The 25,909-nt window shown below is 62.2% G+C and carries 19 protein-coding genes; 9 read left to right on the top strand and 10 right to left on the bottom strand.

From position 1 onward, the window contains the following. Positions 1 to 157: 157 nt before the first annotated feature. Entirely contained in the window at positions 158 to 3,592 is a 3,435-nt protein-coding gene (locus M1D89_RS06805; RefSeq protein WP_498649196.1) for a hybrid sensor histidine kinase/response regulator, read from the top strand. After that, positions 3,589 to 4,509, top strand: a complete 921-nt coding sequence (locus tag M1D89_RS06800) for a GGDEF domain-containing response regulator (RefSeq protein WP_498649195.1) — start codon at positions 3,589 to 3,591, stop codon at positions 4,507 to 4,509. Before M1D89_RS06805 ends, M1D89_RS06800 begins: the two co-directional genes overlap by 4 nt. On the opposite strand, the gene M1D89_RS06795 is transcribed toward M1D89_RS06800, so the two are convergent. From M1D89_RS06795 to M1D89_RS06775, 5 genes are all read right to left on the bottom strand, one after another. Continuing rightward, positions 4,510 to 5,286 (bottom strand): PIG-L deacetylase family protein, encoded by a 777-nt coding sequence (locus tag M1D89_RS06795; protein ID WP_498649193.1) that lies wholly within the window; start codon positions 5,284 to 5,286, stop codon positions 4,510 to 4,512. Positions 5,287 to 5,316: 30 nt separating this feature from the next. Further along, positions 5,317 to 6,402 carry a glycosyltransferase family 4 protein gene (locus M1D89_RS06790; protein WP_498649192.1) on the bottom strand — a complete coding sequence of 362 codons (1,086 nt, stop codon included), beginning with the start codon at positions 6,400 to 6,402 and terminating at the stop codon, positions 5,317 to 5,319. Between the two features lie 62 nt (positions 6,403 to 6,464). Next, a complete protein-coding gene (locus tag M1D89_RS06785) occupies positions 6,465 to 9,497 on the bottom strand; it encodes an oligosaccharide flippase family protein (protein WP_498649189.1) in 3,033 nt (1,010 codons plus the stop codon). A 40-nt stretch (positions 9,498 to 9,537) separates the two neighbouring features. After that, positions 9,538 to 10,962: a glycosyltransferase family 4 protein gene (locus tag M1D89_RS06780; RefSeq protein WP_498649187.1), complete on the bottom strand. Its 1,425-nt coding sequence runs from the start codon at positions 10,960 to 10,962 to the stop codon at positions 9,538 to 9,540. A 17-nt stretch (positions 10,963 to 10,979) separates the two neighbouring features. Continuing rightward, positions 10,980 to 11,777 (bottom strand): glycosyltransferase, encoded by a 798-nt coding sequence (locus M1D89_RS06775; protein ID WP_498649186.1) that lies wholly within the window; start codon positions 11,775 to 11,777, stop codon positions 10,980 to 10,982. A gap of 193 nt (positions 11,778 to 11,970) precedes the next feature. On the opposite strand from M1D89_RS06775, the gene M1D89_RS06770 reads away from it, so the two are divergent. Then, entirely contained in the window at positions 11,971 to 14,190 is a 2,220-nt protein-coding gene (locus M1D89_RS06770) for a S9 family peptidase (RefSeq protein ID WP_498649183.1), read from the top strand. Here the strand turns inward: M1D89_RS06770 and M1D89_RS06765 are convergent, their stop codons facing one another. Together M1D89_RS06765 and M1D89_RS06760 are read right to left on the bottom strand one after the other, a co-directional pair. Further along, on the bottom strand, positions 14,191 to 15,000 hold the full coding sequence (locus tag M1D89_RS06765; RefSeq protein ID WP_498649181.1) for a class I SAM-dependent methyltransferase: 810 nt from the start codon (positions 14,998 to 15,000) through the stop codon (positions 14,191 to 14,193). It abuts the gene before it with no gap. 19 nt (positions 15,001 to 15,019) lie between these two features. Further along, positions 15,020 to 15,403: a DUF7793 family protein gene (locus M1D89_RS06760; protein ID WP_498649178.1), complete on the bottom strand. Its 384-nt coding sequence runs from the start codon at positions 15,401 to 15,403 to the stop codon at positions 15,020 to 15,022. A 219-nt stretch (positions 15,404 to 15,622) separates the two neighbouring features. Here M1D89_RS06760 and M1D89_RS06755 point away from each other — a divergent pair, with 219 nt between their 5' ends. Beyond that, complete coding sequence (locus M1D89_RS06755) at positions 15,623 to 17,266, top strand: ATP-binding protein (protein ID WP_498649176.1); 1,644 nt, start codon at positions 15,623 to 15,625, stop codon at positions 17,264 to 17,266. A 191-nt stretch (positions 17,267 to 17,457) separates the two neighbouring features. Here M1D89_RS06755 and M1D89_RS06750 read toward each other — a convergent pair whose 3' ends face one another. Further along, positions 17,458 to 17,628: a hypothetical protein gene (locus tag M1D89_RS06750; RefSeq protein ID WP_017199100.1), complete on the bottom strand. Its 171-nt coding sequence runs from the start codon at positions 17,626 to 17,628 to the stop codon at positions 17,458 to 17,460. Between the two features lie 107 nt (positions 17,629 to 17,735). On the opposite strand from M1D89_RS06750, the gene M1D89_RS06745 reads away from it, so the two are divergent. Together M1D89_RS06745 and M1D89_RS06740 are read left to right on the top strand one after the other, a co-directional pair. Continuing rightward, positions 17,736 to 18,782, top strand: a complete 1,047-nt coding sequence (locus M1D89_RS06745; protein ID WP_498649173.1) for a hypothetical protein — start codon at positions 17,736 to 17,738, stop codon at positions 18,780 to 18,782. A 2-nt stretch (positions 18,783 to 18,784) separates the two neighbouring features. Next, the gene (locus tag M1D89_RS06740) at positions 18,785 to 20,338 is read left to right on the top strand and encodes a putative bifunctional diguanylate cyclase/phosphodiesterase (protein ID WP_498649171.1); all 1,554 of its coding nucleotides are present in this window, start codon (positions 18,785 to 18,787) and stop codon (positions 20,336 to 20,338) included. On the opposite strand, the gene M1D89_RS06735 is transcribed toward M1D89_RS06740, so the two are convergent. Next, on the bottom strand, positions 20,331 to 20,909 hold the full coding sequence (locus M1D89_RS06735; protein WP_498649169.1) for a GNAT family N-acetyltransferase: 579 nt from the start codon (positions 20,907 to 20,909) through the stop codon (positions 20,331 to 20,333). The two genes, M1D89_RS06740 and M1D89_RS06735, sit on opposite strands and share 8 nt — an antisense overlap. A 108-nt stretch (positions 20,910 to 21,017) precedes the next feature. On the opposite strand from M1D89_RS06735, the gene M1D89_RS06730 reads away from it, so the two are divergent. From M1D89_RS06730 to M1D89_RS06720, 3 genes are read left to right on the top strand one after another with little or no spacing between them, the layout of a single operon-like run. Beyond that, entirely contained in the window at positions 21,018 to 21,494 is a 477-nt protein-coding gene (locus tag M1D89_RS06730; protein ID WP_498649167.1) for a hotdog fold thioesterase, read from the top strand. Between the two features lie 7 nt (positions 21,495 to 21,501). After that, complete coding sequence (gene paaK, locus M1D89_RS06725; RefSeq protein ID WP_498649165.1) at positions 21,502 to 22,851, top strand: phenylacetate--CoA ligase PaaK; 1,350 nt, start codon at positions 21,502 to 21,504, stop codon at positions 22,849 to 22,851. A 37-nt stretch (positions 22,852 to 22,888) separates the two neighbouring features. Further along, the gene (locus M1D89_RS06720; RefSeq protein WP_498649163.1) at positions 22,889 to 23,491 is read left to right on the top strand and encodes a TetR/AcrR family transcriptional regulator; all 603 of its coding nucleotides are present in this window, start codon (positions 22,889 to 22,891) and stop codon (positions 23,489 to 23,491) included. A 298-nt stretch (positions 23,492 to 23,789) separates the two neighbouring features. Here M1D89_RS06720 and paaZ read toward each other — a convergent pair whose 3' ends face one another. Next, the gene (gene paaZ / locus M1D89_RS06715; protein ID WP_498649161.1) at positions 23,790 to 25,889 is read right to left on the bottom strand and encodes a phenylacetic acid degradation bifunctional protein PaaZ; all 2,100 of its coding nucleotides are present in this window, start codon (positions 25,887 to 25,889) and stop codon (positions 23,790 to 23,792) included. Positions 25,890 to 25,909 lie beyond the last annotated feature (20 nt).

Raw genomic sequence — 25,909 nt, 5'->3', positions numbered from 1 at the left:
CCCAGCCCCACCCAACTGAGTAGCAGTTAATGTCGTTTTGAGCCCTCAAAACGGCATTAACTGCTACCTACATGGGGTTTTCGGCGTATGCTCTCCTCAGCGCAGGCTAGACGCGTTGTTCGCTTTTGGTGGGGCCACTTTTGAAGGTAGGGGTTCAGTGGCAGGAGTGAAGCACGGGGTTCTTCCAGTGCGCTCGTCGTTGCAGCGGGTTTGGCCACTGTTTCTGGTGCCCGCTGCGGTTTGTCTGGTGCTGCTGGCTTTCGGGCTGGCAAGCGGAGCAGGAACGACGACGGCGCAACTCGCCGGTGACTTGGCAATCCTTCTCGCCGCACTCACCGCGCTGACCACCCACACCATCGCTGCCCGGAGGAGCCGGGACAACAACTCCGGCCGCTGGTTCATCGTGGCGGGCCTGGCCATCTGGAGCGCCGGGCAAACGGTGTGGACCATCAATGGCATCACCTTGAACCACCAGTACCCGTTTCCGTCCTTCGCGGACATCGGCTTCGTTTGGTACGCCCTGCCCACCTCCATCGGACTGGTGCTGCTGTCAAAAGGACAAGGGCTGCGCATTTCACTGCGCCGCACCATTTTGGACGCGGGAGTGGTGGCAAGCTCAACGTTCTTCATCGCCTGGAGTTCCGTGCTTGGCCCCTTGGCAGGAGCTACGGGCCAGGACGCCTTTGCCCACATGACCCAGATGGCCTACCCCATAGCGGATGTCTTCATGGTTTCCGTGGTGATCGTCCTGACCATGCGCGCAGCCCGAGGCCGCCGACTGCCATGGCTGAGCTTGGGACTTGGCTTCTGGATCCTCGCCATCACTGACCTGGCGTACATGAGCTTCACGCTGCAAGGCATCACGGGTGTCACTGGATCCCCCTTGGCCCTTGGTTGGGTACTCGCTTTCCTGCTGGTGGGGCTCAGCCCCTTGCTCCCCGAAGCCGGGGCCACGCAAAAAGACGGGCGAGCCTATGCCGTGGCCCTGGAACTCCTTCCCTACCTGCCTGTTTTCAGTGCTGTTTTCTTCTCACGCAGCCGTCCCATCGGCGAAGACCGCATCTTGCTGGTCACTGGACTGACGGTGATTGTTTTCGTCATCGTGCGGCAGGTGCTGATCGTCGTCGAGAATGTGACACTGACCCGCGAACTCGAGTCAAAGGTTGCCCAACGAACCGCCGAACTGGAGGGACTCGGCGCGATCGTGAACTCCTCCGGCGACGCCATTATCGGCGAAACGCCCGACGGCGTGATCACCAGCTGGAATCCTGGTGCTGAGCGCATCTTCGGCTACCCGGCGTCGGAAGCCATCGGCCGCCAAGGCGACTTCTTCGTTCCGCCAGATCTAGTAGACAGCGAACGCCAGGTCTTGGAACTTACCGCCCAAAGCGGCGACGTGCAGAACTACGAAAGCCATCGCCTACGCGGTGACGGAGAAGTCATCCCCGTGTCCGTGACACTCTCTCCTGTTCGGGGTGAATCAGGCATTCGCGGCGTCGCCACCATCTCCCGGGACATCACCGAACGCAAAGCCGCCGAGAAGGAACTCCTCGCCGCCCGCGAAGCAGCGTTGGAAGCCAGCCGCCTCAAGTCCGAGTTCCTGGCCACCATGAGCCACGAGATCCGGACTCCCCTCAACGCGGTGATCGGCCTGACCTCGCTCATGATGGACACGCCCCTGAGCGAAGGCCAGAGGCAATATGCCCAAGGAGTAAAGGGCGCTGGCGAGGTCCTGCTGACCCTCATCAACGACATCCTCGACTTCTCCAAACTCGAAGCCGGGAAAGTGGACCTGGACATCAATGTCTTCGACCCCCGGGCGCTGGTGGAAGAAGTAGCGGGACTGGTTGTGGAGGCTGCGCAGGGGAAGAACCTGGAGCTCATTTCCTACTGCCACCCGGACGTTCCGGCTCGCCTGATGGGCGATGCCGGCCGCATCCGCCAAATCCTCCTGAACCTCTCTTCCAACGCGGTCAAGTTCACTCCCTCCGGTGAGGTGGAAGTCCAAGTCTCCGTTCTTGCCCAGGACGCCGGCAAGGCGTCGTTGCGCTTCGAGGTCAGGGACACCGGCATTGGCATTACCGCCGAAAATCACCAGAGACTTTTCGAATCCTTCGCCCAAGCGGACGCCTCCACCACACGCCGCTATGGAGGGACGGGACTGGGCTTGGCCATCTCCCGGCGCCTTACAGAGGTCATGGGTGGGAGGATCGGCCTGGACAGCGAGGTTGGAGTCGGCAGCAGGTTCTGGTTTGACCTTGACCTCCCCGTCGGCCCGGCAGCCTCGGACACGGAAGTTTTGCCTGCCAGCCTGTCCGGACGCCGGGTATTGGTAGTGGACGACAATGCAACCAACCGCCTGGTGCTGGAAACGCAATTGGCCAGCTGGGGAATGTTTCCCCTTTCGGTTGCCGACGCCGCCTCCGCACTGGACGAGTACCGGTCCGCGGCCCTGTCCAGCCACCCCTACGACATTGCTGTGGTGGACATGTGCATGCCCGACATTGACGGCCTCCAGCTTGCCCGCAACATCAAGGACGAGAGCCATGGATCCGGCGGCCCGGGGATCATTCTGCTGACCTCCACCATGCAGGTGGAAAGGAGCGACCTCACCTCGGCCGGAATTCGCGAATATCTCACCAAACCGGTCCGCAGTTCCGAACTCTATAACCGTCTATTGCGCGTGCTGGCCACAAAAACCGCTGGCATGCCTCCCGCGCCGCCAGTGGCCCACCGAGTTGAAGCGGCGGATCCTGTGCCGCGGCTCGGTAAGCTCCTGGTGGCCGAGGACAACGAAGTCAATCAACTGGTGGCACGGGGCATGGCAAACCGCCTCGGTTACGAGGTACACATTGTGGACGACGGCGAGCAGGCCGTTTCCGCCGCGCTGACCGGCACGTACGCAGCAGTGCTCATGGACTGCCACATGCCCGTCATGGACGGTTTCGATGCAACCCGGGCCATCCGCGCCCGCAACGGCCACTCCACCCGGATTCCCATCATCGCCATGACGGCCGGTGCGTTGGATGAGGACCGCGAGCGCTGCTTCGCTGCGGGCATGGACGACTACATCAGCAAGCCCGTGGATCTCGCCACACTCGCTGAAGTCCTCTCGCGCTGGGTACCGCAAACGTCGACGGCGGAAGGAGGGTTGGGTGCCGCTGCTGTTGAGGACGTAGCGCAACAGCAGGCGGAAGCACCGGCGTCGAATCCTGTTGTTCTTGAGCTCGAGCGGCTGCAGATCCTGCGCGAACTTGGCCCCGCCGACGGTTTGGGCCTGTTGCCTGAAGCAGTCAGGGCTTTCCGGCAGGATTCCCAGGGGGCCTTGGATACATTGCGTGCTGCGCTGGAAACGGGACAAGCCGCGGATTTGGCAGCGGCCGCGCACAAACTCTCGGGCGCAGCGGCCAATATTGGAGCAGTAGGCGCTGCCGGCCTTTGCAAGGAACTGGAACGGCTCGGACGCGATGCCGGACCGGAACTGGGATCGTCCGGAGCACTGCTGCTGGCCCAATTGCACACTGAACTTGCCCGCGTGGACGAGGCACTCCAGCGGACACTTACTGAAGCACACTCACCGGGAGCACTGTGAAAATCCTCATCGCTGACGACGACCAGATCTCCCGTATGATCACTAAGGCCGCCGTCGAGCAGTCCGGCCACGAGTGCATCGTGGCCATTGACGGCGACTCGGCGTGGCAACTCTATAAGGAGCACAGCCCGGAAGCTGTTGTGACCGACTTGATGATGCCCGGCCTCAACGGGCTGGATCTTTGCCGCGCCATCCGGGCGGCCGAAGAGGACCGGTATACGTACGTCATCCTGGTGACCTCGCACGGTTCCCGGAAAGACGTACTGGCCGGTATGGAAGCCGGAGCTGACGACTATGTCACCAAGCCCCTGGATCCGTTCAGCCTGCACATCAGGCTCTTGGCTGCCCAGCGCATCACCACCTTGCATGCGGACCTGGCCCGGTACCGTTCCGCCCTGAGTGAGCAGGCTCGTACCGACCCCCTTACGAAACTCCACAACCGCCTGAAGCTGGCCGAAGACCTGGGTGCCTTGCGTGGCGAGGGCGTGACCGGGCACAACTACTGCCTGGCCATGGTGGACGTGGACAACTTCAAGAGCTACAACGACATCTATGGCCATCAGGCCGGCGACACCGCACTGGTTGCCATCGCCTCGACGCTGGCTGGCGAGGTCCGGAAGTCCGACGCCGTGTACAGGTTCGGCGGCGAGGAATTCCTTCTGGTCCTGCGGGATCAGGAGGCTCCCGGCGCTCGATTGGTCATGGAGCGTGTTCGGTCTGCGGTGCAGTCCTTGCGAATTGAGCACTCCGGCGATCCCGACGGCGTCCTAACCATTAGTGCGGGCATCTCGGCCTTCACCGATGGCCACCGTGCCGGAACCGAGCAACTCCTCCGTGAAGCCGACCTTGCGCTCTACGCAGCGAAAGCCTCCGGCCGGAACCGGGTGTCCCTGGCCGAGGCCCTCCGCTCAGAGTGACTACCGGCCGAGGTTGCGTCCCGGCACAAAGTAGGTTTCCGGTTTCACGGGAATGTCTCCGCCAGGGAACAGGGCGTCTGCCTGCGTTGCGTACTGCCTGATCCGCCCGGGTTTGGCGTCCAGTCCTGTGTCCCAGGCCCACGGCACAAACCCCATTTTCGACATGTGCGGTTGATCCGGAGCCGCCGCAAGGTCATACGGGAAATCTGAGTACATCACCACGTTATCCGGGTGCCCCTTACCCACCTCGCGGGTAATGAGATGGTCCACATGCTTGCCCACTCCTGCGGGGCAAAACAGCAGATCGGCTCGGGTCCCTGCCATGAGCCCGGCCACGTCGGTACGGAGTTGGCGGATGAGTGCGTGGTCGCCCTTGGCGATCCTGCCCAACGCGATGTCAAAACGGTAGGTGGGGTAGAGGTGGGTCAATTCCGGAAGGAGCCTGTCCCAGGCGCTGCTACCCACCATTGGTGGCTTGCGCCGGCGTCGAAAGAGCGCGTCCGCTTCACCAAGATGGATGGATTGAACTCCCAGGTCCTGCAGCGCAGCGCGGTCCTCAGACTGTCTGGCCTCGAAGAGTTCCCCAGCGTCCGGAACAGTGCATTGGCGCATAAAGGACCGTGCCGCCCGGGTGTGGGGTGCCGCCCCTGATTCTGTGAAAAGAGTAGCGACGATGATCTCCCTTCGTTGGGCTTGGGCTTCGATGAGAGCGCCGCAGGACAACACTGCGTCGTCGAGGTGGGGTGACAGGAACAGCCAAGGGGCATCGCCTGCCATGGAACGTTCAACTCTGGATTGCAGCGGCATTCAAGCCCTTTCATTGCGGCGGGCTTTCGTCCGCCGGATTGGAGGATTCTTTAGTTCCGCGAGCGCGGTGTTGTAAGCCTGTGCTTGCATGTCAGCGAGCGCATCCCAGTTGTAACCGGCCGCGAAGGTCCGTCCTTGCGCGGCCACTTTCTCCAGATCGTCCTGCGGGTACCGGCGGACGATCTCGTCTCCCAGCGCCTGAACGTCGAAGGCGTCAACCACCCATCCTGTACCGGGCGGAATGATCTCCCTCAGGCAGGGGATATCGAAGGCAATAACCGGAGTACCCGCTGCCAGTGCGTCGATGGCCACCAAGCCGAACGTCTCGTGCCGGGAAGGCACCACCAGAAGCCGGGCATCGCTGAGCGCTTGGAACTTCTTGTCCCCGGACAGCCACCCGAGCATCTGCACGCGCTCGGAAAGACCGGCATCCCGGATGGCCGTGCGCAACCGCTCCGCATCCGGGCCGGTACCGGCGATCAGCAGGTTCCCGTCGACCCTGTTACACGCGTGCGCCCAGGCTTCCAAGAGTAGATCCAAGCCCTTGTGCCCATACTCCAGGCGCCCTATGAAGAGGACGTCCTTCCCCAAGCGGGGTTTGCTATTCCAGACGGCCGGATCCACACCGTTGCCGATCACCTCCACATGAAGGTCCGGGTTCAGCTCCTTCAAGCGGTCGCCGATGCCCTGCGAAACCGAAATGAGCCTTCGGTGCTTTCGAACGCCCAGCCACTCAATCCAGTGCAATGGCAGTTTGTACTGCCTTGCCTTATCCCTGGCATGAAGCCACTGCACAACTCCGATGGTGGGGCGCTTGGTCCAGAGCGGTGCGGCCATGGTGGAAAACGGAGCGAAAAAATCCTCTACCACCAACTCAGCAGTTGACCGGCGCTTCCGCACTTCAAACGGCAGCCGGGCCACATACGCCACTAACCTGGTCAAACGGTTCCCGCCCGTTCCGAAGCCGATAGGTACATAATGCACACCGTCCTCCACGCGTTCCTGCCAGCCCGGATACCGGGTGCTCAGCACGGTGACGTTAAAGCCTTTCGCGGCCAGGCGGCGGTTGATCTCGTGGGTTCTCACAGATCCCCCGCCTGCCCCGGGCATGCGCGGATCTTCGAAGCCCAAATGCAGAACTCTCATCACTATCTTTCCGTCCCGAAGTCTTTGGAGGGCACCCCTATGCTGGCCGCGGCCGCTGCATCAAGGGCAGCGGGATCCACGTACCAGATAGTGGTTTCACCGTTGGTGGGGCCAGGCGTTGTGACCATGGGGGTTGCGTGGTCCTTTAGCCAAGCCAGCATGGTGGGGTTGGCGTAGCCGTAGCCTTGGCTGGTGGGCTTCGACTGGGTGAGGATGTAGCTAACGCCGTTCTGCTTCATCAACGGCGCCGAAGGCCAGATCCCAAACCGAGGGTCATGCATGTAAGCAAAATGCCCGGTGCTGTTGGTAACACTGATTCTGGCGTCGGCCGGAAGGTTTGCCTGTATCCAGTCATTTGCCCGGACGAAGCCATTGTCCACAGTTAGGGCTGTCCGAAGACCGAGTACCACGGTCAACACCACGTAGCACACGCTGACGACGGCCAGGGTTTTACGGGTCTTGGGGTACCTCTCCCGGATTTCCACCACCACCAGGACCGAGCAAATAGCTCCGGCAACCATGACGCCGTAGCCGTACTGTTCCTCGAAAGTGCCAAACAGAGCGCTATACGCCCCTGCAGCTCCGAGGGCCAAGCCGGCCAATCCAATCAGGCGCCGGCCCGCGTGGTGGCTGAAGCACAACAGCAAGCCCATCACAGGGCATAGCCCCAGCAAGATGTAGCTCGTACCGAAGTGCCCGCTCTGTTCAACGAGGCGGGAGAGAATACTGGGTGATCCCTCAGATGTGAACCCGGTGCTCTTCTCCACGCCGGACATGCGCACCAGCCCATTGGTCTTGGCCCACACCCAACTGGGGAAGTGACCGTGCGCAGCAACCACTATCAGATAGACCACGTATGGCAGGAAGCCAAAGACCGCCACCACAAGTCCCTTCCGCCACGGGAACGACTTCTTCCAAACTATGGCGGCAACCACCGGGGCCACGGTGCAAATGAAGAAAAAGTCCTTGCAGAGAATGGAATACCCCAGCAAGAGCCCTGCTGTTGCAAGCTTGAGGAAGGAATGCAGCTTGCTCTTGGGCTCCTTGGTTGACACCAGGAGCAGCAACCCGGCCAGCCCCGGCACCATGGCCGAGGTCTCCAGGAATGCATGGCTGTTGTTCCGCAGGATGAACGGTTCGAATGCCAGCAGCACAGCTGTGAGCCACGCCGCGGTAGGAGTAGCCAACCTGCGTACCAGCAGGAAGCCCAGCCCTACTGTCGCTGCGCCCATCAGGGCATTGAGCCACCGCAGTTGAAGGGTCACTTCGATGATCTCGCCGGTAATTCCGAAAATGTGAACGGCCCCGGCTTCCAGCAGGAAATATCCGGGTGGGTGGAGGAAGAACGGGCCATCGGGCAGTGTTGGGAATTGGCCGGCGGCTACGGACTCACCCAACCGGACATAGAGCATCTCGTCCACCCACACCTCGAAGCCACGCTCGAGGCCGAGGGCACGAACACCGAACGCGGCAGCAACCACAGCGATGAATGCGGTCAGGTTGCTCGAATACGCTCGGCTTATCCAGGCCGGAAGTGGACTGATGACTCCTGATTCGGGCTTGGACCGGCGGCCAGGACTTTTGCTGCGCCTGCCAACCTGCGGACGTCGGGACATCCTGAAGTCGTTCTTGTGTGGCAGGAGTCCGCGCTGGTGGGCAAGAACGGTGACACCGCTGATGCCGGCGAGAAGCAACCAGAGCAAGGGCTGCAGGTGGGCGGCACCTGCAAGGACGACGATCAGGGCGAACGCCAGGATGGCGAACCTGCCCGTCCCCTTTCCCGGGTTGGCAGACGCCAGCACGGGACGCGCCAGCAGTGTCAGGACCAAGCCAGCGGTGAGCGTACCGACGGCAGATCCCACAGCCATTCCCGAGACCGCGTTCAGTTGCCAACCGATCCAGAGCCCGCCAATAACCAGAAGACACGCACAAGCGAGGCCGATTTGGCAGCGGCGGTAGGCACGCATGGCAAGGAGGATGGTGGCGAGCACCATTAAGACGGCATAGCCGAGACCGGAAGCCGCCAGCCATGGCAGGAGTCCAAGGGAGCCGTGATACTTCTGCGGAACAATGACGCCGGACATCAGGGGCGGTGCGGTGGCGATGATGGCGAAGGCCACCACCACAAGCTGCCCGAACGAGGCGAAGGACGCGCCCAGAACCTCGCTGACCTTGGCTCCAGGGGTGCGAAGCAAGGGAAATGCCACCAGCGCTGTCCCCGCAGCCACGTAAACGGGCCCCTTTGCAATGGTGGCGAGCGCCTGGAAGCCTGCCGCCTCAACTGAGCCATTGTCCAGGAAGCCAACCACTACGACGTCGATCCCCACCAGCACGGACACGACGCACAGAACCGACGCGATATCGCTGGTTTCGGCCCATCGCCACTTCTCGAGCAACACCCGCGGACGCCAGCGGAGGTCCCGATAGAACGACCACGGCACCACCAGCGGCGCCAGGCAACCCGCGACAAAGCCGAGGACCGCTCCCCCGGCACCCCATGCCATCACGATCACCACAAGACTGAAGATCAACCGCAAGACAACCTCGCCGATGGTTGACACTGCGTACCACGCGAAGCGGAGTTCGCCCTGAAGCCATCCGGCGGGCGCATTCACAACAAAAATGACGAAGGCTGCCAGAGCCACCGCTGCTGCAAGGGCCGGGGTGGCAAGCGCGAAAGTCACGCCGCCGGTGATGGCGGCTGCTGCAGCACCCGCCAGGCAGGACACGAAAACCGAGAAGGCCACGCCGTTCCGCCGCTCTTCGGAGCCTTCCGGATGGACCGCAACCACGTGTGAAAGTGGAAGCGGAACCATCGCATTGGCCACGATCCCCACAACGCCAAGGATCATCGCGGCGGCCGCGAACTGTGTGTAATCCGCTGTCCCCAGCATGTTGGCCATAAGCAGCGTGCACGCGTAGCTCACTACGCCCACCAGTCCGGCGGACACAGCGAGGAAGCCACTGTTTTGAGCTATGTTGACGTCTTGATCCGGCGCCCTTTCCCTGCTTTCAGCCCTGGGCCTCAAGCTCACTGCGGTGATTATGACCTGTTCGGATAAATCCACTGATCAGCTACCGTAACTGTCCATCGTTGGATTCGGCCGGGGCGAAGACACTTCCCGGTCCGGCTAGCAGGGTGCTTCGGCCCGCCGATCGGATTTCCGCAGTGGTTACGCCGATCTTCTTCATCGCGGCAAAAGCCTCGAACTCGTCCCGGCCCTTCATGATGATGGATACGTGACCGTCGGCCAGGGCGTACTCGTCGGTCGGCCTCAGGGCGGCTGTGAAATCAATGTCGTCAGGCACTTCGAACTGAACCAGTGTGGACAAGTCCGAGTGGAAGGCTCGTGGATCTCCGCCGTCGCGGCGCATCTTCGTTTCCTCCATGAGCACCCCTGTGAGCAGCATGGTGCTGCGGTCCCAGGTAAAGCAGCGGGCCCATTCACGACACTCGCCGGAGACGATGATGGCTGCCTCGGGTTCGGTCAACTCAGTGATCGCACCAACCATGGCAGATCCGAAGTCCGTGGGATGGTCCACCAGCCATCCCGTACGACCGTCCACTACCGAATCCCTGATTCCCGGAACCCGCAGCGCCAAGCACGGCACGCCCCAGGCTGCGGCCTCGATTACTGAACAACCCCAGCCTTCTGATGCCGACGTGCTGGCAGTCATCCACGCACGGCTCAACAGGTGGTCACGAACCTCGTTGGGTTGGTATCCGTGGAAGGTGATGGCGTGGTCCAGGCCGAGGTCCATGGCCAGTTGTTGAAGCCGCGCCCGTTCGGAACCGTCCCCGACGATGTCCATCCGCAGGTTGGGAAGTCTCCGCGCCGCCACGGCGAACTGGCCCAGCAGCAGGTCCAATCGCTTGTGGGGCACCAGCCGGCTCACGACGGCGATGGTCGGCTCAGCGGCCCGCGCGGCGACCGTGGGCGGGATGTCGATGGTACCGTTCGGCACCACGTGGATGGGGCCCCTGAATCCAAGCTTTCGCAGTTCCATGCGCGTTGACGGCGATACCGCTACGATGGCGCGCTGCCCATACACGGTCTTGGCGCCACTACTTTCGAGGAAGCGGCCTACGGCGGCCATGGGCGGGGAGAACCGGGTGCGGAACTGCTCTTGGTGAACGTGGTGGACCAGTTGGACGATCGGGATTTCCCCGCGCAGGAACAACGGAGAAAAGAAGGGTATTCCGTTTTGGCAATCCACCACGGCATCGAACTGGCCATTGGTGCGCAGGAGCCTCATCGCGGCCTGCCCATAGATGGAGAGTGCTCCGCCACCTCGCAATATACGGATGCCGTCAATGGTCTCCTCGGCTGACTGGCCGGTGTCGCGGCCGGTAAACCACGTCACACGAACTCCGCTGCTCACCCATCGGCGGGAGATCTCATGCATGTACTGCTCGGCGCCGCCAGCTTGCGAGTGCTTTACGTCGCGCCAGTTGAGCACCAGTACGTGCTTCCCAGCGAGTTGGGTTGGGGAGTTCATGTCAGTTGAGCCGTCCGTCACGATGTTGCTTTCTGAAGTTGAATCACGGAGGCAAAACTGGCCACTCCATCCTGGAAGGGGCGGAACGTGGACTCGGCTCCATCGGTCCAGGCCACGGGGAGTTCCACAATGCTGGCGTCGTTGTCCTGGAGCCGAAGAAGCAGTTCCACATCGAAGGCGAAACCCGTGCTGCGGCACCGCACCATGGCAGCAGTGAGGGCATCCCGTTCGAAAAACTTGAAGCCGCATTGGGTGTCCTGAATGCCTTTGACCTTTGATTTGGTCAGAGCCCGGAAGGCCGTGCCGCCCATTCGGCGCCCGATGTGCTGGGGCACAACAAAGGTGGAACCCGGGGCGTGACGGGAGGCGATAACCGCAGAAGCGCCACCCGCGAGATGCTCCATGGCTTCAATGAGCGTTGCCAGCGGCGTGGCGAGGTCAGCGTCAAAGAAGCCCGTGAACCTGGACGTCCCGCTGAGGAGGCCGCGACGGACTGCTGCCCCTTTTCCGCGACGGGAACACCCCAGCACAGAGATCGGCACTGCATCGCCTTTTTCCCGGGAGATCCGGCGGACAACCGCAGCAGTCTCATCCACGCTTCCGTTATCCACCACCACGATGCGCGAAGACCACGGCTGAACGGCCAGGAAGTCCACTGTTTGCATCAGTGTGCTGGCAATTCTTCCTGCCTCGTTGTAAGCAGGAATGACGACTTCAAGGTCTACGTGGGAGCGACGCAACGACTCTGGATGTCGCCGGGCTTGTAGACGACCCCTTTTGCCGACATGGACACTGTGCGCGTGAAGCGGAACCATCTGAACCTCCAATATCCGGGAACGGGGACTAAATTCGTGCTCGCAATATATGGAGTGGGGTTACCACGCAAGTCATGACGCGAATCCGGACGTTGTGCTCCAAGTCATGGATTACTCTCGCTGCAAAGGTGGCCCCGGGCGCTCTGAGCGAAATTGCTGGTTCTGTGTCAGAGCCCGTCTATAGAGTGGCCACATGAGCCACACTTCTTCCGCGCCTGCCGCTGCCAAGGAACCCACACTCCAGCCTCCTGTCGCCAAGCAGGTCCCCACGCGCCGTGAACACCATGGCGATGTCTTTGTGGACAACTACGAGTGGCTCAGGGACAAGGAATCCGCCGAGGTTGTAGACCATCTCAAGGCAGAGAATGCCTATCAGGAAGCACTGACGGCGCACCAGGAACCGCTGCGCGAAGCGATGTTCCGGGAGATCAAAGGCCGCACCCAGGAGACTGATCTGTCGGTACCCAGCCGCAAGGATGGCTGGTGGTACTACAGCCGTTCGGTGGAGGGCAAGGAGTACAGCATCCAGTGCCGCGTCCTAGCCGCCAACACGGGCGATCCTGTGGCGGACTGGACTCCCCCGGCGGTTGAAGCAGGCGTTGAACTTCCCGGCGAGCAGGTGCTCCTGGACGGCAATATTGAAGCCGAGGGCCAGCCGTTCTTCAGCGTCGGCGGTGCCGCCGTGACTATCGACGGCAACCTTTACGCCTACGCGGTGGACAACTCCGGAGACGAACGCTTCACGTTGAGGATCAAGGATCTGCGGACCGGCGAGCTTCTCCCGGACGTTATAGAAGACATCTTCTACGGGGTGGCTTTCTCCCCCGACGGCACCAGGCTCTTCTACACCGTGGTTGATGATTCGTGGCGGCCTTACCAAGTCAAGGCCCACGTCTTGGGCACGCCTGTGGCCGAGGATGAGGTCCTCTACCAGGAAGACGACGTCGCAATGTGGCTCGGCTTCGACCTCTCCTCCGACCGCCGCCACTTGGTGCTCAGCATCGGCTGTTCCGAGTTCAGTGAAACGCGGCTGCTCCGCTTCGAAGACTACGAGGCCGGCCTCAGCACCGTCATCTCCCGCGACCACCGTGTCCTCTACGAGGCCGAGCCCTTCCTCCTTGACGGCAAGGAAACACTGCTCCTGACCCACAACAAGGGCGCCATCAATTCAATGGTGAGCCTGGCAAATCCGGCAGAGCTCTCCAAGCCGCTCAACGAGCAGGACTGGCGGACCGTCGTCGAGCATTCAGACGACGTTCGCGTCAACGGCGCTGGCGTGACGTCGACGCACCTGGTGTTGTCCGTCCGCAAGGACACCATCGAGCGCGTGCAGGTGCTCCCGCTGGCCGGCCTGGGCACAGCTGCTCAAGGGGCACCCGTGGAGCCTGCCTTCGATGAGGAGCTTTACACCGCGGGTGTATCCGGCTCCGACTACGAAGCTCCGGTGATCCGCATGGGCTTTACCTCCTACTTCACGCCGTCGCGCGTCTACGACTTCGTCCTGCCTACGGCAGAACAGCCCGGCGGCGAGTTGCTGCTCCGCAAGGAAAGCCCGGTTTTGGGCGGCTACTCGGCTTCCGATTACGTTGCCACCCGTGAATGGGCCACCGCCGACGACGGCACACAGGTTCCGCTGTCAGTGCTGCGTCACGCATCGGTCCAGCAGGATGGCACGTCCGCCGGGTTGGTTTACGGCTATGGATCCTACGAAATGAGCATGGATCCGGGCTTCGGCGTGGCCCGTTTGTCCCTCCTGGACCGCGGAATCGTCATGGTGATCGCCCACATTCGCGGCGGCGGTGAACTGGGACGCAAGTGGTACGAAGACGGCAAGAAACTCACCAAGAAGAACACCTTTACGGACTTCATCGCAGCCACGGACTGGCTGGCGGGGTCCGGCTGGGTGGACCCCACGCGTATAGCTGCAATGGGTGGATCGGCGGGCGGCCTGCTCATGGGCGCAGTCGCCAATATGGCCCCGGAAAAGTACGCCGCCATAGTGGCGCAGGTACCGTTCGTGGACGCCTTGACCACCATCCTGGATCCTGAGCTACCGCTATCCGCCCTGGAATGGGAGGAATGGGGCAACCCCATCACGGACCCCGAGGCCTATGCGTACATGAAGTCCTACACTCCGTACGAGAATGTGGGGGCCGTGGCCTACCCCAAGATCGCAGCTGTGACCTCGTTCAACGACACACGAGTGCTTTATGTGGAGCCCGCCAAGTGGGTCCAGGCGCTGCGGTCCGTGTCCACGGGGACTGAGCCGATCGTTATGAAGATCGAAATGGACGGCGGCCATGGCGGCGCCTCGGGCCGGTACGTGCAGTGGCGCGAGCGGGCCTGGGACTACGCTTTCGTCGCCGACTCCCTTGGTGCCAGGGAACTGCTTCCGGGCGCCGGCCTCAAGTAGCTACGCTCGGGCTGCCCGGAGCAGTGCGTAGTAGCCAGGGATCAGGTCCGGGGATGACGGATTGCTCAGCGGGCGCGTCTCGATGCTCGCTGAGCCTTCTTCCACAAGGTTCCAGTCCGCCGTCGGGAAGGCCTTGGCCCGTTGCGCGGCACCAAAGCGGCCAGGCATCGGAAGTCCCCGGATTGCGCCCTCGAGCGGCGCAGGGATCGAGTTTCGGGTTGCCCCGAGGTGGCTGACGTAGTCCACAGGCGTGCCAGGGAAGTTGGTCTCGGCAAGGAAAACGCCACCACGGTTCCCGACGACGGGCAGCAGGTTTGCGGCCAAAGCGGACTGGCCGCTGCGGTCCAGTACGTGCAGGACTCCTCGGATGAATATGTTCGCCTCTCCGGCCCAGCCGGCAGCTGCCAGGGCCGTCGCTACCGTCTGGGCAGCATCAGGCGCCGTCATGTCGCACACGGCGAATGACGCCGTCGTGATCCCTGCAGCCTCCTGCCGCGCGCGGTCCACGGCATTGGCGGAGTAGTCGAGCCCCAGTGCGTGTGGGAAATGCTGCGCCAGCAGCCGGGTAAAGCTACCGTTCCCGCACCCGACGTCAACTATCGGGAGCGTGGGGTCCAGTTGCTTCAGTATGGGGAGATAACCATTGAGTTCGTGGGCGCTTCCCGAATCCCACAGGACATCGCCCGTTGCACCGGTCGAACGAACGTTTCCCCAGTATTGGTCCCAGGCCGTGAGAGGGTCCTTGGGGGCTGCAGAGGACAGCCTGATAAGGCGAGGTATCAGCAGGTACTTCCTGAGCGCGGAGAACATCCTCCAAATATATGGGGTGCTATGCCTCCACCAGCCACTCCAAGGCTTCTGTTTCGGAAGTGAAGAACCTTGTGGGGCACGGCGGCTTCATGATGCCAAGGAAGAAGTTGGCGATGACCCTGTCCACTGGGGACGAACCCCAAAGGGCGATCCGGGAAGCTTGGCAAGGTTTGGCAAACACTGATCGGGCGCCCCTGGTGACGTCGTCCGTCGTTGCCATGTCAACAATCATGGGATGCCGGTCGGAGCCGCAAAGTTCGTTAACCCTGTCCATGGCCCTTTGGGCATCCGCTTCCTTGATCCGGGCGCCACGCGGCCAGGTCAGGCGCAGGATCCCAGGCTCTTCGAGTTCCAGCTCGAATGTTACCTGTTGGTGGTCTTGCGGTGTCGCTGGGTGGTCCACAATTCTCCTAGCACTTTCCATAAACGGCTGCGGAGGAAATCCGGATGGACCCCCACGCTCACTCCCTCAAGGCTGTCGAATCCGGGAGTCAAAGTAAAGGTGTGTCCCACGACTCAAAAAGCCTGTTTACAGTCGGGCGGCCACTGGCCGCTATGCCGCTGATAGGGTGTTGCCAAATCCTGAAATATTGTGGACCAATGGTGAAACGGAAGGGGCTCAGTGGGCGAGACCGTTGCCGGTGAACAGCATGACTCCCGCTCGGCTGTCGTGGCGGACTCAGACCGTGACCGCCTGGGGACCACCACCTCCGTGCTTCATGCAGCGGGCTTCCAGGTTTTCCCTGTCACAGACACCGCCTCCATGGCCTTGCATCTCCAGCACTACCGCCCCTCAGTGGTGGTGGCTGAGAACGCCCTTGCCCATGGACTTGGCAGCCCAGGGGTTCCTGTGCTGCTGCTTCTTGATGCTCAGGAGTCTGTGGACCTTGAGGAAGTGGAGTCCTGGCGCGTAGCAGACTACCTCATCAACCCGGTCCGGCCCGGGGAACTCGTCCACCGGGTTGAAACCCTGATCGGTCGGGCAAAGGAGCGTGCGCGCTCCCGTGGCGAAATTGAAGCATTGCGGGAAAGCCTCCGGAACGTCTCGTCGGCAATCCGGCAAACCAACGATCCCCAGCTGATCGCGGAGCACGTGGTTCGCGGCTTTGGCGAGGCCTTGGGCGCGGACCATGTTTGGTTCGCCACCTTCCGCGATGAACGGGTCCCCAGCATCCGGGCGCAATGGAACCGTCCAGGACTTCCGCTGCTGCCGGCAAGGCTGGGCGAGAGCGAAAACATCATCATCGAGACGGCCAACCGGCTGTGGGCCGAGGCGGACGTCCTCGCGGTAGCGGACCACCGGGAAGACCCCGACTCGAGGATCGCCAAGGCACTTCGCGAGTGGTCCGGCGAGCTCAAACCCATATCCACTGTGCTGCTCCCTGTGGGCGAAGGCGCTTCCGCCATGGGCATCATCCTGTTGTCCACTGTGCAGGAGCGCCACGATTGGACGCGTGCCGAGATCGCCTTGATGCAGCACGTCGCCGGGAACGTAGCCCACGGGCTCATCCAAGGCCACCTCATCAGCGCCCAGCAGCGCGTCCTGCACCAGTTGAGGCAACTGGACAAGGCTAAGACCGATTTCCTGGCCACCGTAAACCATGAGCTACGGACACCCCTCACGTCCATCACCGCCTACTTGGATATGATTCAGGACGGCTCCGGCGGCCCGGTTCCCGAGGGCATCCGAAAAATGCTGGACGTTATTGCCCGGAACTCGGACCGCCTGCGCAGGCTGATTGAGGACATGCTCACGGTCTCCATGCAGGACGGCAGCAACCTGGACCTCAAGCCGGTTGACATCGACAAGCTCCTGCAGGTGGTGGTAGCAACTCTCCGGCCACTGGCAGAGTCGCGCCATGTTTCCGTGTCCTTTACGGAGGCAACCGAGGACATTGAAGTCACTGCCGATGAAGCAAAGCTGGAACAGGTGTTCACCAACATCGTGGCCAACGCCATCAAGTTCACTCCGGAGGGAGGCCGTGTTGGCATCACCAGCACCATGGGAGCTTCGGAGAATGGCGGACGGGCAGCCCTCGTTCAGATCGAAGACAATGGCCTGGGCATCCCGGAACACGATCTTCCCCACATCCTGACGCGCTTCTACCGCGCATCGAACGCCACCTCTGCGGCTGTACCGGGCAGCGGGTTGGGCTTGGCGATCGCAAATGACATCATCAGCCGCCACATGGGCCGCATGGCCTTCGACTCCATCTTGGGGTCGGGGACCAAGGTGTCTGTGGAGTTGCCGGTGGGGGGACCATAGGCTGCCTGCCTGCGAGTGACTGGGTTTGGCTGCGCCCTCCACTGCTGTGACAGCAGTGTCATTGCCAGGCCCGGAGGGTGTGATCTGCGGTCACTAATGCTCGACATGCAAAGAAACAAAACTGATGCCCCGGGCAGCAGCCCGGGGCATCAATTTAGCTTATGAGGCCTTGAGAGGCGCTCCCCCAATGTTTAGTTTGGCCACCAACCGATGCTGGTGGTGTTCGTCTTACCTGTGGTGGTGCTGTTCGGCCACCAACCGATTGCCGTGCTGTCCTGCGTAGGCTCGGCATTAGCTGGAGCAGCGAATCCCGTTACTGCCAGAACCGCCGCCATGAGCAGGGTTGCCGCAAATTTTTTCATCCGCTATGCCCTTTCGTACTGATGCGAATTTATTGACTGTGACTTGAATAAAGTCACGGGGCAAACTATACGAGCTTTTCTTCCGCAATGACATGGATAATGGGCACATGCAAAGTCCTCACCTGGCCACCCACCTTGTTGCCGGACTCAATGCACGCGCCAAATGGAAGGCGCGGGACTTTGACGAGGCCTTCACGATGGCTGCAGAGGCTGCTGAACTTGCCCGGGATGCCGGCGACGAACTGGCATGGTGGAACATGCGCTACCTGCAGGCGGAATGCCTCCGTGATCAAGGCAGCATCGAGGAATACCTGGCGCTGGCGACCTCCCTCAATGATCACAGCCTTACAGCTTCCTCGGCCGAGCTCGGCGCTAAGGCAGGAACAATGGTGGCCATTGGGCTCCAAGGCCTCGGCCGGCTTGCCGAAGCCGCAACCATGGCTGCCGATGCCGCAAAACTCGCCGCCACGGATCCGGATCTCCTCTACGTTCAGGTCCTGGCCCAGCGGGCCCTCATCGCGGCCTTGGCTGAGAGCCGACTGCTGGATGATGCGTGGCGGGAATGCCTTGTTCTGGAGACCTTGATTTCTGATGACATTGATGAGGACACCGCCGGCAAGGGCTACTGGGTGATCGGAAATGTTGCCTTCCTGGCTGACCGCGTAACGGATGGGGGCCGGTATCACGACCTGGCCGCCGAAAGGCTTTCACCGTCAAAGGACGTTGATTTGTGGGCTCGCTTCAACCGCGCCTCGGCGGAAATGCGGCTGCAGGCAAAACTCGCTGACGCCGCCACCCTCCGCTGCATTGAAAGGGCAGAGCTCGCGACCGACATAGTGGGCGGTTCCGAGCGGGACCACCTGGAAATGTCGTTGGTCCGGGCCCATTGGAATTACCTCGCCGGCGATATGCAGGAGGCGCTGGCGATCCTTGAGCCCCTTTGCTCGCGTTCCTCCATTCTTGCTACCCAAACGTCCGCCGAAGCTCATTTTCTGTTCGGGCGGACCCTGCTGGCATCCGATCGACGTGAAGCAGGCCTTGCTGCTTTCGAAGAAGCAGCAAAGCTCTTCGACCAAGCGGCCCTGCCCGAGCGCAGCGCAGCGGTTCGCGAGCACCTTCGGCAAAGCGTCCGGGGCGGGCCGCACGGGGAGTGAGCATGTCTGACTCAGAAATGTACTCCGCGAATGATCCCCGTTTGGGACTGCTCCTGGAAGGCATCGTCAGGTTGGCGGCCGGCGACCTGAACACCAGGATCCAAGTCTCCGAGGCACGCGATGAGATTGACGCCGTGATCATGGGCACCAACCTCTTGGCCGAAGATCTGCAGATTGTCTATGAAGAGCTGGAGCAAAGGGTGCAAGCCCGGACACAACAGCTCAACGAAGCGCACCTTGCGATGCAGCGCATGGCCATGACCGATCCCCTGACTGGCTTGAACAACCGCTCCGCTTTCGCCACTGCCCTGAGCGAGGCCCAAGCGAACGGCGTGCAAGGCAACAAACGGCCGGCAATCCTCCTGCTGGATATGGATGGCTTCAAAGCCATCAATGACTCCCTCGGCCACACCATCGGTGACAAAGTCCTGGAAACTGTGGCGAACCGCATCAGCGGCGCGGTCCGCGAACAAGACATGGTGGCCCGCATGGGCGGCGACGAGTTCGCAGTCCTGCTTCCGGAGGTGACCCCGGCGGAGGCCAGCGCCATCGGCAGCCGGATCCTCGCCGCAGTGGTGGGGGCGATGGAGATTGAGGGCCAACACCTCCGCTGCGGGGTCAGCATGGGCCTCCGGATGGCCGATCCAGGTCAGCGGGCCGAAGAGCTCATGATGGAAGCGGACATCGCCATGTACGAGTCCAAGGCGGACGGGCGCGGCAAGCTCAAGGTGTTCGCCGCTGACATGCTGCTTGCCCGGCAAATGCGGAACCAGCTGGTGGGCGAGCTCAAAGAGGCGATCACCGGTTCGCAGCTGGTGCTTTATTACCAGCCCATCATCAGGCTGGATACCCGCGAGATTGAGGGGGTGGAAGCTCTGGTCCGCTGGAACCACCCCACCCGTGGAATCATCATGCCGGACGAGTTCATTCCCATTGCCGAGGAAACGGGAATGATCTCCGATCTGGGCGGCTGGGTACTCCGAACCGCCGTCGAGCAGTTAAGGCAATGGCGTACCGACCCCCGGACGGCGGGCCACAACTTCAGCATGCGCATCAACGTTTCAGCCGCGGACCTGCAGCGTCTTGAGTTCATTGAAGACGTCCGCGAGGCGCTGGTCTCCGCCGACCTGGACCCGTCGCTACTGGTCCTGGAGTTGACCGAGAGCGCCGTAATCCAAGGCAACGATCTGGATCGTTACACGCTCAACAGCCTGCGCCGCCTTGGCGTGGGACTGGAGATTGACGATTTCGGTACGGGCTACTCCTCCATCAGCTACCTTCGCCAACTGCCTGTGGATACCGTCAAAGTGGACCGGACGCTGCTGTCCGCCCTGGGCAGCGACCCGTCCCAGCCGGCCCTTCTCGCGGCCGTGCTGCAGCTCATCCGCGCCTGCGGCCTGGCTGCTGTGTGGGAGGGCGTGGAAACCGCCGAGCAAGCCGAGTACCTCCTGAGCATCGGGTGTACCAGCGGCCAAGGCTACTACTTCAGCCGGCCTTTGCCTGAAGCGCAGTTGACCGAACAGCTCAGACACCACAAAACGTGGCCCGTCAGCTGATTTTCCGGGTCCATGGATGGTGCCGCGTGCGCCACTCCGAGTCCAGAATCGCGTAGATGTTTTCGGTGGCCCACTGGCCTTTGTAATGCCAGTTGTCCACCAAGGTGGCTTCGAGCCGCATGCCCAGGCGCTTACAGACGCCGGCAGAACCCGCGTTGAGTGCATCCAGCTTGGCGTCGATGCGATGGAAGGCCAGTTTCTCGAATGCCAGCTTCATCACGGCCTCCGCTGCCTCCGTGGCGATGCCGTGGCCGCGCGCCTCCGGATGCAGTATCCAGCCCAGCTCACCCTGCCCGGTTCCCTCCAACCACTTCAGCACTACCTCGCCCATCAGGCCGGGGTGATCCTTGCGCTCGATGGCAAGGCATACCCAGTCGCCTTCCTGGTTGAACTCGAAGTTCGCGTACTTGCCGAGGACCTCCATGGACTTGGTCTTGGTCAGCTCGTTGCGCAGGAGGTACCGGGCAGTTTCGGGAAGCGACTGATAGGCGTGGAACCGTTCAAGGTCCGCAGCCTGGAACCGCCGCAGAATGAGTCGGTCGGTGATGATGGGAAGCTCAATTTCGGGCATGACTCCGAGGCTACTAGGTACGGGCGAAACATGGTCCAGTCTTGACACGTGGCGCGATCTGGGATTACCTAATGAACATTCGGTAAATAAAGCTGGAGGCAATGACGCATGGTTGAAACAACCCTCTCCGGTGCACAGCACCACATCCTGACGAACGACTACGCGTCCGAATGGATGGGCATCGAGGTCCTCAAGCTCGACGACGGCCACGCCACCATCCGCATGCATCTCCGCCAGGAAATGCTCAATGGGTTCGGCATGGCACATGGCGGAATGATCTTCGCCTTCGGGGACACCGCTTTCGCACTGGCCTGCAACCCGGCCAACCCCACGCCCAAGCAAGCCGCCCACATTACGGTTGCGTCCGGCGTCGACATCAACTTCATCAAGCCGGCGTTTCAGGGCCAGGTGATCACCGCCGTCGCAAACCGCCGCGCGAGCACCGGCCGCAGCGGCCTTTACGACATCCAGATTTATGCGGCGTCCCCGGACGAAGCTGCCTCCGACCCCACCGCTTCCGATCCCGCTAGCGGGGAACTCATCGCTGAGTTCCGTGGCCGCAGCCGCACCATCTCCAAGAAGTAGGAAACCCATGACGCAGAACACCGTGGCCGCACCCGCAACTTCCTCATCCAAGGAAACCGCCCCCGTGCTTGACCGTGAAGAAACCATCTCCCGCGACGAACTCGAGGCATTGCAGCTCACCCGCCTCCAGCACACGGTGGCGTACGCCTACGATCGCGTGCCGCTGTACAAGCGCAAGTTCGACGAAGCCGGCGTGCACCCCACGGACCTCCGAGAGCTGAGCGACCTCGGCAAGTTCCCCTACACCACCAAGGAAGACCTGCGGCTGGAATACCCCTTCGGTATGTTCGCCGTCCCGCAGGACCAAGTGGCGCGAATTCACGCGAGCTCCGGCACCACCGGCCGCCCCACCGTTGTTGGCTACACCAAGAACGACCTCGCCAACTGGGCAACGCTGGTGGCGCGCTCCTTCCGGGCCTCCGGCGTCCGGCCCGGGATGAAGGTCCACAACGCCTACGGCTACGGTCTCTTTACCGGCGGCCTCGGCGCGCATGCAGGCGCTGAGGCGCTCGGCTGCACGGTCATCCCCATCTCCGGCGGTCAAACCGAACGCCAGATCCAGCTCATCCAGGACTTCAAACCGGACGCCATCCTGGCCACTCCCACGTACTTGCTCACCATCGCCGATGCCATGCAACACCAAGGCATCGACCCCACGTCCACCTCGCTCAAGTACGCCGTCCTTGGCGCCGAGCCATGGACCGAAGAAATGCGCCACGAGCTTGAAACCACCATGAACATCAAGGCCTCGGACATCTACGGGCTCTCCGAAGTCATGGGTCCGGGCGTCGCTGGCGAAGCTGTTGAAACACAAGACGGCTGCCACATCTGGGAGGACCACTTCCGCCCCGAAATCATCGATCCGTTCGACCACTCGACGGTCTTGGCCGACGGCGAACCCGGCGAACTCGTCTTCACGTCCCTCACCAAGGAAGCGTTGCCGATCATCCGGTACCGCACCAAGGATCTCACCCGCCTGCTGCCCGGCACCGCACGGCCCGCGCACCGCCGTATGGGCCGTATCACCGGCCGCAGCGACGACATGATCATCCTGCGAGGCGTGAACCTGTTCCCGTCACAGATCGAGGAAATCGCGCTGCGCATCCCCGAGCTCAGCCCGCACTTCCAACTCGAAATTACCCGCCCCGAAGGCAAGCGCATGGATTCGCTGACCGTGAAGATCGAGCGCCGGGAGAACGTTCCGTCCGAGGCAGGTACGACGGCGGCCCACACCTTGCGTGAGCAGATCAAGATTCACGTTGGGTCATCTTGCGTGGTTGACGTTGTAGAGCCAGGCTCCCTTGAGCGGTCCAACGGTAAGCTCCGCCGGATCTACGACATGCGCCCCAAGGGCTGAACACGTTCACCCGTAGAGATCGTGAGAAAATGCCAGCATGCCTACTGAGACCACCACCAAGCGCGGACGGCCCGGTTATGACCAGCAGTCGGTGCTCCGCATCGCCGTCGACGTCTTCAACCGCCACGGGTACGACGCAACGTCCATGGGCATCCTGGCCGAAAACCTCGGGATCTCGAAGTCAGCCATCTACCACCATGTGCCGTCCAAGGGCGATCTGCTGAAGCTCGCCCTGGACCACGCCCTTGGCGGACTGGAAGCCATTCTGGAGGAGCCAACCGCTACGTCCGGTCCCGCCGATGCGCGGCTGGAATTCGTGCTGCGGCAGACCATTGCCGTGCTGGTGGACAGGCTCCCCTTCGTAACTCTGCTGCTGCGATTGCGGGGCAACACGGAGATCGAGCGCGACGCACTGGAACGTCGTCGCGCCTTCGACCACAAGGTGGCCGAGCTGATTGCCGCTGCCCGGGAAGATGGCTCACTGCGCCAGGACATCGACCCCCGCACCGTCACCCGCCTCCTGTTCGGCACCATCAACTCAATCGTTGAGTGGTACAAGCCCGGCGGCTCGTTGTCCCCTGAGAAGCTCGCCGACGACGTCATCACCATGGCCTTCGACGGCCTCCACACGGCCGCCTGACCCTCTCGCACATCCCTAGGCCTTCCGGCCAGCCCTCTTGCACATCCCGCGGGCTTCCGGCCAACCCTCTCGCACATCCCTAGGCCTTCCGGCCAACCCTCTCGCACACCCTCGGGCTGGCCGGTCTGCCAGGAGCCGGATACCCCGTCGGGCAGTGCCGACCATTTCAGCCCCGAACGCGAAACGCCTTCCCACGTAATGTGGAAAGGCGTTTCGTCGTCAGTGAAAGAGCGACGCGCTCAAACCCGCGAGACGTGAGAGAGCGACCCCCCTCAAACCCGCGGGACGTGAGAGCGGGTTATTTCTCCACGAGGGTAAGTACGTCGTAGGTGGCCACGATTTCGTCGTTCTGATTGGTCAGGACGGCGTCCCAGGCCACCTCACCGTATTCGTCGGTCTCGCGTGGGGTGATCTTCTTCGCCGTCAGCGTGACCCGGATGGAGTCGCCGGCTGCCACAGGAGTGATGAAGCGCAGGTTCTCCAAGCCATAGTTGGCCAGCACGGGACCCGGAGCTGGCTCCACAAAGAGCCCGGCAGCCCAGCTCAAAAGCAAGTAACCGTGGGCCACAATACCTGGGAAGAACGGGTTGGCCTCGGCGGCTTCCTGATTGGTGTGTGCGTAGAACGTGTCGCCCGTCGAGTTCGCGAAGGCAGTGATGTCCTCAAGCTTGACCTCGCGGAGGTCCGAGCGAACAGCGTCTCCAATCCGGAGGGTAGAAAGGTGCTTCCGGAACGGGTGCTCCCCCTCGGTTTCCACAGTGAAGTTCTGGTCCGCGCCGGTGTGCCAGAGGCCCGTGACGGCGGTCAGCATGTTGGGGGAACCCTGAATGGCTGTGCGCTGCATGTGGTGCAGGACGGAGCGGATGCCGCCCAGCTCTTCGCCGCCACCAGCACGGCCGGGACCGCCGTGTACCAGGTGCGGGACCGGGGAACCGTGGCCGGTGGACGAGCGCGCATCTTCACGGTTTAGCATGTGAACGCGGCCGTGGTGGGCAGCGATGCCGAGCACCAGTTCCTGCGCAACAGATGGATCGTTAGTGCAGACCGATGCCACCAGGGAGCCGGAGCCGCGGGCTGCCAGACGGATGGCGTCGGCAAGATCCGAGTACCCGATCACCGAGGACACTGGCCCGAACGCCTCGAGTGAGTGAACTTCTTCGGCTTCAGCGTCTGCCCAGCTCAGGAGGACCGGCGACATGAAGGCACCGTCTTCCACTACGCCCACGCCGCCGCCAACGGAGGTGACCGACGGCGAGTCGAGAGATCCGTACGCAAGCTCACCGCCGGCGTCGAGCATTGATTGAACTGCCGCACGGACGTCGGCGAGCTGTTCCAGCGACGCCAAGGCGCCCATGGTGACGCCGTCGGCGCGTGGGTCGCCAACCACGACGCGTTCGTTGATTCGCGCACCGACGGCAGCAGCGACGTCGGACGTCAGCTCCTGCGGGACGATAACGCGGCGGATTGCGGTGCACTTTTGGCCGGCCTTGACGGTCATCTCCGTGACCACAGCCTTGATGAAAGCGTCGAACTCCGGGGTGCCGGGGACGGCGTCGGGCCCGAGGATGGCGGCGTTGAGGGAGTCGGTCTCGGAGGTGAAGCGGATGCCACCCTGGACCACGTTCTTGTGGCCCTTGAGCGAATTGGCAGTGGATGCCGAGCCCGTGAAGGAAACGAGGTCGCGGTAGTCGAGTTCATCAAGGATGGTCCGGGCAGAACCGGAGATCAGCTGAAGGGAGCCTGCCGGGAGGATTCCTGACTCGACGATTGCCTTAACCGCCGCGGCGGCAACGTAACCCGTGGGCGTGGCCGGCTTCACGATGGTGGGGACGCCGGCGAGGAACGAGGGAGCGAACTTTTCCAGCATGCCCCAAACCGGAAAGTTGAACGCGTTGATCTGGACTGCAACGCCGGGAATCCGGGTGTAGATGTGCTCGGCGACGAATGATCCGTCCTTTGACAACGTCTCCATGGGACCATCCACCACAACCTGCGAGTTGGGCAGCTCGCGACGGCCCTTGGAGCCGAACGTAAACAGCACACCGATGCCGCCATCGATGTCGATCATGTTGTCGATCTTGGTGGCACCGCTCTGCGAAGAGGATTCGTACAGCTCTTCGCGGCGCCCGTTGAGGTACATGGCAAGCTCTTTGAGCTTGAGTGCGCGCTGGTGGAAAGTCAGCTTCCCAAGTTCCGTTTGCCCAGTGGTGCGGCCGTAATTCACGACGGCGGCAAGGTTCAGTCCGTCGGTGCTGACGTTGGCCAGGACTTCTCCGGTGCTGGCATCACGGACGGGGACTTTTCTGGCGTCGGGCGCCGGGGTCCACCAAGCATCCTGGACGTAGCTGGGGACGGTTGCAACGGCTGTGGTTTCCGGGGCGACTGCGGTAGTGGTCATCGTCGACGGGTCCTTCCAAG

The sequence above is a fragment of the Arthrobacter sp. D3-18 genome, from assembly GCF_054408525.1.
Note: the sequence above shows the minus strand (reverse complement) of the source record. Positions and strands in the feature narration are given on the sequence as shown.

What these genes read in the sequence shown, in the direction of transcription:
- M1D89_RS06795 (WP_498649193.1), bottom strand. Translation starts at nt 5,286, where the DNA reads ATGGCAGGCGATGCCCCTTGGCTGTTCCTGTCACCCCACCTCGACGAC.
- M1D89_RS06780 (WP_498649187.1), bottom strand. Translation starts at nt 10,962, where the DNA reads ATGAACTCCCCAACCCAACTCGCTGGGAAGCACGTACTGGTGCTCAAC.
- M1D89_RS06775 (WP_498649186.1), bottom strand. Translation starts at nt 11,777, where the DNA reads ATGGTTCCGCTTCACGCGCACAGTGTCCATGTCGGCAAAAGGGGTCGT.
- M1D89_RS06770 (WP_498649183.1), top strand. Translation starts at nt 11,971, where the DNA reads ATGAGCCACACTTCTTCCGCGCCTGCCGCTGCCAAGGAACCCACACTC.
- M1D89_RS06765 (WP_498649181.1), bottom strand. Translation starts at nt 15,000, where the DNA reads ATGTTCTCCGCGCTCAGGAAGTACCTGCTGATACCTCGCCTTATCAGG.
- M1D89_RS06750 (WP_017199100.1), bottom strand. Translation starts at nt 17,628, where the DNA reads ATGAAAAAATTTGCGGCAACCCTGCTCATGGCGGCGGTTCTGGCAGTA.
- M1D89_RS06745 (WP_498649173.1), top strand. Translation starts at nt 17,736, where the DNA reads ATGCAAAGTCCTCACCTGGCCACCCACCTTGTTGCCGGACTCAATGCA.
- M1D89_RS06740 (WP_498649171.1), top strand. Translation starts at nt 18,785, where the DNA reads ATGTCTGACTCAGAAATGTACTCCGCGAATGATCCCCGTTTGGGACTG.
- M1D89_RS06735 (WP_498649169.1), bottom strand. Translation starts at nt 20,909, where the DNA reads ATGCCCGAAATTGAGCTTCCCATCATCACCGACCGACTCATTCTGCGG.
- M1D89_RS06730 (WP_498649167.1), top strand. Translation starts at nt 21,018, where the DNA reads ATGGTTGAAACAACCCTCTCCGGTGCACAGCACCACATCCTGACGAAC.
- paaK (WP_498649165.1), top strand. Translation starts at nt 21,502, where the DNA reads ATGACGCAGAACACCGTGGCCGCACCCGCAACTTCCTCATCCAAGGAA.
- M1D89_RS06720 (WP_498649163.1), top strand. Translation starts at nt 22,889, where the DNA reads ATGCCTACTGAGACCACCACCAAGCGCGGACGGCCCGGTTATGACCAG.
- paaZ (WP_498649161.1), bottom strand. Translation starts at nt 25,889, where the DNA reads ATGACCACTACCGCAGTCGCCCCGGAAACCACAGCCGTTGCAACCGTC.